The sequence below is a fragment of the Alistipes provencensis genome (assembly GCF_900083545.1).
Lineage (GTDB): Bacteria > Bacteroidota > Bacteroidia > Bacteroidales > Rikenellaceae > Alistipes > Alistipes provencensis.
Window position 1 is genome coordinate 3,382,214 of record NZ_LT559262.1, and the last position, 11,690, is coordinate 3,393,903.

Sequence of the window (11,690 nt, forward strand, 5' to 3'; positions counted from 1 at the left end):
TCGCTGTGTACGCCCTTCGATGCTACATACTCCTGACGCTGCTGACAGGATTTTCCGGGTCCGGCCTCCCGACAGCCGCCTGTGCCTCCGAAACTGTCCCCGACGCCCCGAATTTCAACTTCACGCACTACAACTCGGGAAACAGCGAGCTGCCCTACGACCGGGTAAGTAAAATAGTGCAGGACCGCAAGGGATTCATCTGGTTCGGGACCTCCTCGGGACTGAGCCGTTTCGACGGCATCCGCTTCCGCAACTACACCAAAGAGGAGATGGGGTTGAAATCGGCCTATGTGATCGCCCTCTGCACCGATTCCGAGGGCAATCTCTGGATCGGAACCGATCGCGGAGTCTCGGTTTACGATGTCGACAAGGATCGCTTCGAACCGTTCCTCTGCGAAAGCGACATCGGCACGGTCATCCGCAACAAAGCCAACGTCATCCGGCGGGGACCCGACGGCGTGATGTGGATTTCGGTCAACAACCAAGGGCTTTTCGCATTCGATCCCCGCACGCAGACCCTGCGCAACCACTTCTTCGAAAACGGCCGGCAAACACTGCCGGTAAACATCCGCGCGCTGCATATCGACGCCGACAACGGCCTGTGGATCGGACTCTTCTACCATTCGTTCCTCTACATCGGCCACGACAGTACGGATCGTCTCCGGCTGAATGACGCCCGGGAAATCACGGAGTTCCGGAACGACAACGTCGCGGCCGTCAACTCGGCACCGGACGACAGCGGAACGGTCTATGCAGCCAGCGCCCGGCGGGGGCTCTGCCTGCTGAACCGCAACAGCGGTCAAATCCGGACGCTGATCCCGATTCCGTCGCGCGGATTCACGCCCGAAGACCTGTATATCGACCGGGAAGGCATCGTCTGGATGTCTACCAGTGAAGGCGTATACCGCTACGACCCCCGGACGGATTCGGCCCGCAAACTCGCATACGACAGCCATAACCGTTTTTCACTCTCGGACAGCCATGCCTTTGCGGTCTTCGTCGACGCATCGGACGGCATTTGGATCGGCACGAACGTCGGAGGAGTGAATTATTGCGGCGCTTTCCAGCAACAATTCGAAAAGTACTACACAGCCGACGGCCGTTCGTTGGAAGACTGCCTCGTGCGGGGATTCGCGGCCGACAACGCGGGACACATCTGGATCGCAACCGAAAACGAAGGGCTGCTCCTTTACGATACGGAACGCCGCACGCTGAAGCGCATCGCGCACAACCAACTTCCCAACACGCAGTTTTCGGTCTGTTACGAACCGGGAGCGCTGTGGCTCGGAACCGACAAGGGACTTTACCGACTCGACACCCGGACCCGGGCCGTGCGTGAATACGAAACGCTCGGCTATTCGACGACGATGCTGGACCAGCGCGTATTCGCCATCTATCGGACGACAAAAGGCGAACTGTTCGTAGGAACGACCGTAGGGCTGCTGCATTACGACCGTCAAAAAGAGGCGTTCGACCCGATCGACGGATTCGAAGGTATTTTCGTTACCGGCATGGATGAAGACGAGCGGCAGAGACTATGGGTGTCGACCTATGCCAACGGACTGATATGCTACGACCTGACGCAGGGTGAAATCACGGCCAACCACATCGGAACGGAGGACGACCCGGGTCCGCTCAACATGCTCTTCTCGGTATTCGCCGGCTCCGGGGGACGCATCTGGGCCACAAGTTTCAACGGAGGATTCGGGTGCCTCGACACCGCCACCGGACGCTTCGAGAATTACGATACCCGTCGCTGCGACCTGCTGCCTACGAACATTTTCTTCCAGATACTCGAAGACCATGCCGGCACCGTATGGGTAAGCTCGGACAAGGGACTCTTCGCCTTCAATCCGCAAACAAAAGCCATCCGGCGGTTTACGATCTTCGACGGACTGCTGAACAACGATTTCAAAAACTGCGGACTTCGCTCCGCGGACGGCGACCTCTATTTCGGGTCCCGCAGCGGCTTCATCCGTTTCAACCCCGAAAAATTCGACCGGGAAAGCGGAAATCCCCGACTGGTCATCACCGAATTCCGCATCGGCAACGAGCTGGTCGTCCCCTCCGACGACGGGCGTTCGACCCTCGTCCGCAACGTGGATCACACCCGGTCCATCCACCTTTCCCCGCGGCAGAATTCGTTCGGATTCGGATTCGCCGTCCTCAACTCGACGCTGCCGCAGCTCAACACCGTAGAATGCCGGCTCGTCGGTTACGACACGCAATGGCGCCGCACGGTCGCCGACAACACGGTATTCTATTACAACGTGCCGGCCGGAACCTATTCGCTCGAGGTCCGCTGTCTGGCATCGGGCAGCGCACTGCCCATAAGCCACGAAACAGTATCAATCGTGGTAGAACAACGCTTCTATAAAAGCACGACAGCCATCGGACTCTACATCCTGCTGCTTGCAGGCGCGTTCATCGCCTTGTTCGAAGTATACTACAAACGGGCTATTGCCCGGGAGAAGCGCAAGCACGAAAACTACAAGAAACAGAAAGAGGCAGAGCTCTTCCAGCAAAAACTCACGTTCTTTTCGAATATCGTACACGAGATCAAAACCCCGCTGACGGTGATTCACACGCCTTTACAGCAGATACAGGCATCCGGACACCTCAGTCCGGCCGATCGTGACAACCTGCAGGCAATCTGCAACGGCACGCAGTATCTCGACCAACTGGTCCGGGAACTTCTCGACTTCGTACGGGTCGAGAAGCACGGTTACAAACTCGAGTGCAAACCGATGAACATCGTCGAGCGTGCCGGATTCCTCTGTTCGACGTTTCAGGAAACCGCCAAAGCACGCAACCTGCGGCTCACATTTACGGCAGAAACGGACAATATCCGCATCGATGCGGACGAATCGGCCCTGAACAAAATCCTCAACAACCTGCTGCACAACGCCTTGAAATATGCGGAATCCTACATCGAAGTAAACGTCAGGTCACTCGAAGGGACGGCAACGGTCTCTATCACCAACGACGGACAGCCGATCACGCCCGAACAGCGTTCTGAAATATTCAAACCTTTCGTGCAGTATGACAACACTCCCGGGTCCCGAAGTTTCGGCATCGGGCTATCCCTCGCCCGCTCGCTTGCCGAAATGCACACCGGGACACTCGAACTCGCCAATGACACCACCCGCACCACGTTCGTACTGACGCTGCCCGCTACAACACCTATCGCCGAAACAAAGGTCGTACAGGAGCAATCGGCTCCACAGGACCAGTCGCTGCCGCTGCTGCTGCTCGTAGAGGACAACCGGGAACTTACGGCCTATCTCAAGCACAAGCTCGACGCCGACTACCGGGTCATCGCCGTACACGCGGCAGAAAAGGCCGTCGCCGTACTGCAGGAACAGGAGGTGGACATCATCGTTACGGACATTGCCCTGCCCGGTACGAACGGCATCGAACTCTGCCGCACAGTCAGCTCGGATTTCGATCTCTCGCACATTCCCGTCATCGTGACGTCGGCTATTTCGGACACCGCGACAAAGATCGCCTGCATGGAGGCCGGGGCCAGCACCTATATCGAAAAGCCATTCGGGCTCGACTACCTCGAGGCCTGCATCCGGGCCATTCTGGACAAACGCGCCCGGCTGAAGAAAAGCTACCAGAACACGCAGGAACCGCTCGACCCGAAGCAGTTCGGCTTGCAAAGCGCCGACGAGGAGTTCCTGCGCCGACTCGACGAGCTGATCATGCAGCACCTCAACGAACCGGCCTTTTCCAGCAAACAAATCGAAGAGGCGCTCTTTCTGAGCCGCTCGACGCTAATCCGCAAGGTCCGGGCGCTGCTCGACACCACCCCGAACGACTATCTGAAATCCAAGCGGCTCTCGATTGCGGCCCAGCTTCTCGCCCAAAACAAATGCCGGATCAGCGAAGTCTGTTTCACCGTAGGATTCAACTCCCCCTCCTATTTCGCCAAATGCTTCAAGGAGCAGTTCGGGGTATCGCCGGCCGAGTATCAGAAACAATAGACCCCGGTTGCCGAAAACTCGCCGATACGACGATTTTTCCAACCGATGCGACGATTTTTCCATTCCCGGTCCACCCTGTTCCGTCGTAAAACAAAAGCTCCTACATTTGCCGATGAGGACCTCAACGCTGCCATGCAGCCGGCCGGACGGAATTCGGATCAACCTAAAATCAACCCTTATGAAAAATCTCAAACTATTCCGTGCGGCAGGCACCGGAGCCCGGTGGCTCTTCATCGCCTGCCTCACGCTGTTCTGCGGTCAAAGCCTGTGTGCGCAATCGCAAAAAAATGCGGACCATGTCTGTACGGTCCGCATTCTGGACGACGACGGGAAGCCCGTCTCCGGCGCCGCCGTCGTCGTGAAAGGCTCGAACACGGGCGAAATCTCCGACGCCAAAGGCTTCGTCCGCTTCCGCAACATCCCGCGCGACGCCACGCTGCTGGTGACCTACCTCGGCATGGATGCCCGCGAGGAGCCGGTCAACGGCCGCTCCGCATTCGACATCAAGCTCTCGCAGGGCAGTCTGGTGATGGACGAACTGGTCGTGGTCGGTTACGGCGTACAGCGCAAACGCGACCTCTCGGGAGCCGTAGCTCAGGTCAAAGGCGATTTGATCAATGAATTCGCCAATGTCTCGGTGGCGCAGGCGCTTCAAGGACGTGTCTCGGGCGTGCAGATCAACCAGTTGAACGGACAGCCCGGAGCTGCCATTCAGGTCCGCATCCGCGGCGCCAACTCGATCAAGGGCGACAACGAGCCCCTGTGGATCATCAACGGATTTCCCGGCAACATCAACATGATCAACACGTCGGATATCGAGTCGGTCGAAATCCTCAAGGACGCCTCGGCGACGGCCATCTACGGCTCACGGGGAGCCAACGGCGTAGTGATCGTCACGACGAAGGGCGCCAAGGAGGGCAAGATCCGGGTGAGCTACGACGGCAGTGTCGGCATCCAGACCCTCTACAAGCAGATGGACGTGCTGAGCGGCGACGAATACATGACCTATCTGAACGAAAAGGCCCGCGTCAACAGCCAGCCGGCAGTCTTCACACCCGAACAGATCGCAGCCAACGTATGGAACACCAACTGGCAGGACGAAATCTTCCGGTCGGCCGTAATCACCAACCACGCCGTGGACATTTCGGGCGGCGGTCCGACTTTCAAGGGATCACTCGGCCTGAGCTACTTCAATCAGGACGGCATTGTCAAAGAGGGCGGATACGAGCGCATCTCGATTCGCACGAATCTCGAATACAACATCTCGAAGTACATCTCCGCCTCGGCAAACATCATCTTCAGCCGATCGAATCACGACCAGATGAATTCGCAGGGCGGCAGTCGCGGGACTTCGGTAATTAACTCGGCACTCACAGCCTCGCCGCTGGCCACGCCGCATTACGACGACGGCTCGTGGAACGATTTCCAGACGCAGCCCACCGCCGGCATGAATCCCGTGGCCTATCTGCACGAGGTGAAAAACCGCCGGTATGCCAACCGCCTGCTGGCCAATGCCGCACTGACCGTGAAACCGGTCGACGGTCTCTCGATCCAGATTGCCGCAAACGTTCAGAACAGTCAGGCGCGAAGCGACTATACCCGTTCGCTCGCCTATCCGAACTACGACGGTGCAGCATCGATCGATTTCAACGAGGTGGTCGACATCACCAGCAATAACATCATTACCTATGATAAAGGCTTCGGCAGGCATCACATCAACGTTATGGGCGGTATCACTTACGAACAAAGCGTTTCCAAGGCCGTCGGCACGGGAACCGCATCCGGATTCCTGAGCGACGTGGTGGAATCCTACGACCTCGACGCCGCGGATGTCAAGGGTCTGCCCACATCGGGTTACTCCGACTGGCGGATGCTCTCGTTCCTAGGGCGCATCAACTACAACTTCGACAACCGCTACCTGCTCACCGTAAACTTCCGTGCCGACGGTTCGTCGCGTTACAGCAAGGGCAACAAGTGGGGCTATTTCCCCTCGGCGGCCGTCGCCTGGCGCATTTCGCAGGAACAGTTCCTCCGGCAGGCCGACTGGCTGTCGGATCTCAAACTGCGCGTCGGATACGGCGTGACCGGCAGCACCGCCATCTCACCCTATTCGACGCAGAACACACTCGAATCGGTCAACGTCGTGTTCGACAAGACCACCACCGTAGGCTACGCCCCCAAGAACACCTACCTCGGCGACCTGCGCTGGGAGACCACAGCGCAATGGAATGTAGGTATCGATCTGGCGTTACTGAACAACCGCATCCGCCTGACGGCCGATTATTATCACAAAAAAACGACCAACCTGCTCAACGACGTCGAGATGCCCCGGTCGAGCGGTTATACCACCGCCCTGCGCAACGTCGGGGCGATCCGGAATGCAGGCGTCGAATTGCAACTCGACACGCGCATCATCGACAAAGCCGTGAAGTGGGATTTCGGGGTCAATCTCTCGGTCAACCGGTCGAAAGTGCTTTCGCTTTCCGAGGACAAGGACATCTTCGGAAGCACGGTGAGCAACACCATCATCAGCGACCAGCTCAACCTGATGCGCATCGGCGAACCGATGTATGTTTTCTATGGCTACGTCGAGGAGGGATACGACGACAACGGACAGCTCGTCTACAAGGACCTCGACGGCGTGGACGGCATCACGCCGGCCGACAAGACGATCATCGGCAACCCGAACCCCGACTGTTTGCTCAATTTCAATACAGCAGTCAGTTACAGGGGATTCACGCTGAGTGCATTCTTCCAAGGCTCGATCGGCAACGACATCTACTCGCTCAGTATGGCCTCGGCCGCCTACGATTACAGCTCGAATGCCAACACCCTGCGCGAAGTGCTCTACAACCACTGGACCCCCGAAACGCCCAACGCCAAATACCCCAATCTCCGTCAGGATATCGCGCTGAAGATGTCGGACCGCTTCGTCTACGACGGCAGCTACATGCGCCTGAAAAACCTCGAGCTGAGTTACAACATCCCGTGCGGCAAAAGCCGCGTCATCAGCAAGGCCCGCGTCTATGTCAGCGCACAGAATCTCTGGACAATTACTTCCTATCCGTTCTGGGACCCGGATGTGAACGCCAAAGGAGGCAGCTCGTCGCTCGCTCAGGGCATCGACGCCAGCAGCTATCCCGGAGCCCGGACTTTCACGCTGGGATGCCGGCTTGTTTTCTAACGACCTAACCACCGTAAACCATGAAACACATCCTATTCATACTGCTGGCCGCCGCCGGTATCGCAACGTCGCTCCCGTCGTGCGAAAAATGGGAATTTCTCGAGGAACATCCCAAAAAGGTAGACGCCACGACCTTCATGTCCAATGCGGCAGAGGTGCAGAGCGTCATCAATTCGATCTATTATCAACTGCGCCGCCAGATGGGATTCGGGCGCTATCTCTCGGTGCTGAGCGAAAGCCTGGCCGACTACTGCTACGGACGGGGAAACTACGCCACCTCCTATGCCACGGGCCTCACCTCGGGCGGAGTGAGCTTCACGAACGACACATGGGCCGTTCTCTACCGGGCGATCCGCTTCTCGAACGAAATACTCTCGCAGATCGGCGATGCGAAACTCTCGCAGATCGAATACGACCATCTGAGCGGCGAAGCACGCTTTCTGCGTGCCTTCAGCTACTCATACCTAGCCCGTTATTACGGCGCCGTACCTTTCTTCGACGAGCACAACATGAACGACTTCAACAAGCCGCGCACACCCGAACACGATATCTGGGAATTTGTCGCCCGGGAAGCTGCCGATGCTGCCGACCTGCTGCCCGAAAGCGTCGCCCAAACGGGACGCCCCGCCCGCTATGCGGCATTGATGCTGGAGACTGAAGCCCTGCTCTATCTCGAACGCTGGAGCGAGGCCGCTGCGGCCGTCGGCGAAGTGGTCGACTCGGGCCGCTACGGGCTGGTGGAGGTTTCGAAAGCCGACGATTACGAAAACCTCTACGGAACGACGGCCAATGCGACCCGTGAAGAGATCTTCTACTTCAAATACAATCAGGATGACGGCAACAACTTCATGTCGATGTATCTTTGCCGCCCGAATCCGGTGCGCGACGGCGGAAACGTCGGCATCTATACCGACTATGAGAAAAACCTCTTCGTCAAAGGATGGGACAAGGCCGACCTGCGCTATCAGTACAACCTCTGGATACAGACAGGCAACGGCACGCTCAATTCGCTGACGAAAACGGGCATGATCTGTCTGAAGTTCCGCGATTACAACAGCACGGGAGCCGCCAACGACTTCCCCGTGTACCGTTACGCCGACGCGCTGCTCTACTACGCCGAGGCAATTTGCCGCCGCGACGGTAAGCCCGACGAAACAGCTATGGAGGTGCTTAACCAAGTGCATCGCCGCGCCTACGGCCTGAAACCCACCCGTCCGCAGGGTTCGGACTTCCGGCTGGCCGACTACGCCACGCAGGATAAGTTCATGGAGCTGCTGCTTCAGGAGCGCGGCTATGAAACCGCCTTCGAAGGGAAACGCTACTGCGACCTGAAACGCTGCGGCAAACTGGCCGAATATGCCGTAAAAGCGGGCCGTGTCGCAGCCGAATCGGAGGTGGGCCCCGCAGCCTACTGGTGGCCCGTACCCGCCGACGAGTTCAACTACAACACTTCACTCGATCCGACCAAGGATCAAAACCCCGGATATTGATAAAACACATGAAAAAAACAATCATCTATTTCACGATCGCTCTCTTCACCGCAGCCTCCTGCGGCAAGGAAACCCCGGCCCCGGCGCAGCGCTGGTCGCAGGAGCGCGCCAACGCCTGGTATGCGGAGCAGGAGTGGCCCGTAGGCTTCAACTACGTCGCGGCCACGGCCATCAACCAGTTCGAAATGTGGCAGGCGGAGAGTTTCGATCCGCAGACCATCGATTCCGAAATGTCAAAGGCCGAAGGGCTTGGATTCAACACGGTCCGCATCTTCCTGCACGACATGCTATGGGAGGCCGATCCCGCAGGATTCAAACAGCGCATCGACGCATTCCTCGGAATCTGCCACAGCCACGGAATCAAGGCCATCGTGACCTTCTTCACCAACGGCGGCCGGTTCGAAAACCCGCAGCTCGGCAAACAGCCCGAATCGATCCAAGGCATACACAACTCGCAGTGGATACAGAGCCCCGGAGCCCCGTCGGTCAACGATCCGGCTTCGTGGCCCCGTCTCGAACGCTACGTCAAGGACATCCTCACGACGTTCCGCGACGACGACCGCATCCTGTTCTGGTGTCTCTACAACGAGCCGGAGAACTTCAAGCAGGGCGCCCAAAGCCTGCCGCTGCTGCGCGAGGTCTTCAAATGGGGGCGCGAAGCGAACCCCTCGCAGCCGCTCTCGTCGCCGCTCTGGATATGCCCCGGCGTACACGGCACGCGCAGCAATTTCCCGATCGTCTCGTTCCTCGGGGAGAACTGCGACATCATGACGTTCCACTGCTATTACGGACCCGAAGAGATGGAGACCTTCATCTCCCTGATGAAGCAGTTCGGGCGGCCCGTGATCTGCCAAGAGTACATGGGGCGTCCGCGCTCGACCTTCGAGGAGATCATGCCCATACTAAAACGCGAGCAGGTCGGAGCCATCAGCTGGGGACTCACCGCCGGAAAGTGCAATTTCCATCTTCAGTGGTCGAGCAAGGCCGGCGATCCCGAACCCGAAATCTGGTTCCACGACATCTATCGACTCGACGGCACCCCGTACAGCCAGCGGGAGGTAGACTTCATCCGTTCTATGACGCAAGACAAAACCATGAATAACCGATAATTCCACCGAATATGAATCTTCGACAGAACATATGCAACCTCGTGCTGCTGGCGCTGGCCCTTTCGACGGCCGCCTGCACCAAGCCGTCGGCTGACGAAAACCCCAATCCCAAACCGGGTAAGGACGGCGGCGACCCCGCGCCCGTCGATACGGAGATCACTTCGATCCACGACCTGAACGCGACGCAGGGATACCTCAATTCGCACGCCTCGGAGTGGCAGACCAGCTCCGTGGAGATGGACTTCCGATCCTATACGATCCTGCGCCACAAAACCCCGCTCGCGGCCATCAACGCCCGTTATCCCCGTATCAAACGGCTCGCCGACGGAACGTTCCTGCTCACCTACCAGCAGGGAGCCACGGCTCACAGCGTCTACTACGCCCGCAGCAACAATTTCTACATCTGGACCGCTCCCGAAGAGGGGCTCTTCCCATCGTGTGCGCAGAAACAATACGAAAACGACGTGGACGATACGGCTCTGCATTCGTCGTCCGACGCGATCGTGCTGGCCAACGGCGACATCCTTTCGTTCGTATCGTTCCGGCTCAAGAACGGTTACCGGACCAACAACCTGAACAACGGCATCAAGATGCGCCGCTCGACCGATAACGGCAAGAGCTGGAGCGAGTCTCAAATCATCTACCGAGGCACCACATGGGAGCCTTCAGCCGTGCAGCTCGCGTCGGGGGAAATCCATGTCTATTTCACCAGCGCCGACCCCAACAAGGGCGATTCGGGAACCGCCCTGCTCCGCTCGACCGACAACGGTGCGACATGGACCCATGTGGGCAAGGTGATCCGCGAGAACGCCGGTACGGCGACGGACGGTTCGGGCGACCCGATCTACACCGACCAGATGCCCGTACCGATTCAACTGAACGGCTCGGACGAAATCGCCGTTGCATTCGAGGCCCGGTTCGGACGCAACGGAACCGGCGACCAGTATCACCTCGGAATGGCCTACACCCGCGACAACTGGGCGGCGGGCGGACTGACGGGGACCGAGGAAGGCCCTACCGATAAACAGAAGAATCTCTTTCTGAACCAAGCGGCACCCTATCTCCGGCAGTTCCGGTCGGGCGAGACGCTGCTTTCGTGCAACATCAGCCAGCGTTTCAACGTCCGTCTGGGCGACTCCAAAGCGCGCACATTCGGCGAACCGGAGCAGCTCTACGCCGAACGCGGCGTGATGGGATCGGTGGAGATTATCGACGACCACACGTTTGCCGGCGTCTTCCCGGCGGTGTTCACCCAAGACGTGGACGGCAAAGAAACCGACTGTGCCAACCTCATGCTGGCGAAGTTCGTCCTGAATCACCGCATCAACGCCGCGCAGTTCACACCCGCCCTCACCGGCAGCAGCTCCCATTGGAAGGACGTGCAGGATGCCTTGTTCATCGGCAGCGTCTCGCAGGCCCAAGCCGTTTTCCGCTTCGCCTACGACGACACCAACCTCTATTGTCTTGTGGAACGGCTCGACAGCGGGCTCGATGCGGCAGACGGTATCGACCTGATGATCCAGAGCGGAAACGCCACCGGAGACCCGCTGATCCTGAAAATCACCCCCGATGCGGCCAAGGGCACGCTCGTATGCGACAATACGGCAGTAACGTGCGCCGCGACCGTACTCGGCACCTTCGACGAGACGGACAACGACCGGGGCTATGTGGTCGAACTCGCCATCCCGCGCGACCGGATCACCGTGGCCGCAGACCGGATACTCTTCAACGCCGTGCTGCACGACTCTGCCGGCGACGACACCTTCACGGGACTGGCTGCCGGCAACTATGACAAATGGCTGCCCGTCGAACTGAAAGTGCCGACAGAACCCGTTCCCGAACCCGAACCAGGAGACGACGACAACGGCCGCGGTCCCGGATGGAGCAACGGCGACGAAGTCAACCCATGGAAATAACC

Annotated in this window: 5 protein-coding genes; all 5 read left to right on the forward strand. The window is 58.6% G+C overall.

Annotated elements, in window-relative coordinates; genetic code table 11:
- Positions 1-5: 5 nt before the first annotated feature.
- The 5 genes from BN5935_RS13265 to BN5935_RS13285 all read left to right on the forward strand — a co-directional run bounded on the left by BN5935_RS13265 (position 6) and on the right by BN5935_RS13285 (position 11,688).
- Positions 6-3,989 carry a hybrid sensor histidine kinase/response regulator transcription factor gene (locus BN5935_RS13265; RefSeq protein WP_064976517.1) on the forward strand — a complete coding sequence of 1,328 codons (3,984 nt, stop codon included), beginning with the start codon at positions 6-8 and terminating at the stop codon, positions 3,987-3,989.
- A 178-nt stretch (positions 3,990-4,167) separates the two neighbouring features.
- The gene (locus tag BN5935_RS13270) at positions 4,168-7,173 is read left to right on the forward strand and encodes a SusC/RagA family TonB-linked outer membrane protein (RefSeq protein WP_064976518.1); all 3,006 of its coding nucleotides are present in this window, start codon (positions 4,168-4,170) and stop codon (positions 7,171-7,173) included.
- Positions 7,174-7,193: 20 nt separating this feature from the next.
- A complete protein-coding gene (locus BN5935_RS13275; protein WP_064976519.1) occupies positions 7,194-8,663 on the forward strand; it encodes a RagB/SusD family nutrient uptake outer membrane protein in 1,470 nt (489 codons plus the stop codon).
- A gap of 8 nt (positions 8,664-8,671) precedes the next feature.
- Positions 8,672-9,772, forward strand: a complete 1,101-nt coding sequence (locus BN5935_RS13280; RefSeq protein ID WP_064976520.1) for a glycoside hydrolase 5 family protein — start codon at positions 8,672-8,674, stop codon at positions 9,770-9,772.
- A gap of 11 nt (positions 9,773-9,783) precedes the next feature.
- The gene (locus BN5935_RS13285; protein WP_064976521.1) at positions 9,784-11,688 is read left to right on the forward strand and encodes an exo-alpha-sialidase; all 1,905 of its coding nucleotides are present in this window, start codon (positions 9,784-9,786) and stop codon (positions 11,686-11,688) included.
- Positions 11,689-11,690 lie beyond the last annotated feature (2 nt).

What these genes read in the sequence shown, in the direction of transcription:
- BN5935_RS13270 (WP_064976518.1), top strand. Translation starts at nt 4,168, where the DNA reads ATGAAAAATCTCAAACTATTCCGTGCGGCAGGCACCGGAGCCCGGTGG.
- BN5935_RS13275 (WP_064976519.1), top strand. Translation starts at nt 7,194, where the DNA reads ATGAAACACATCCTATTCATACTGCTGGCCGCCGCCGGTATCGCAACG.
- BN5935_RS13280 (WP_064976520.1), top strand. Translation starts at nt 8,672, where the DNA reads ATGAAAAAAACAATCATCTATTTCACGATCGCTCTCTTCACCGCAGCC.
- BN5935_RS13285 (WP_064976521.1), top strand. Translation starts at nt 9,784, where the DNA reads ATGAATCTTCGACAGAACATATGCAACCTCGTGCTGCTGGCGCTGGCC.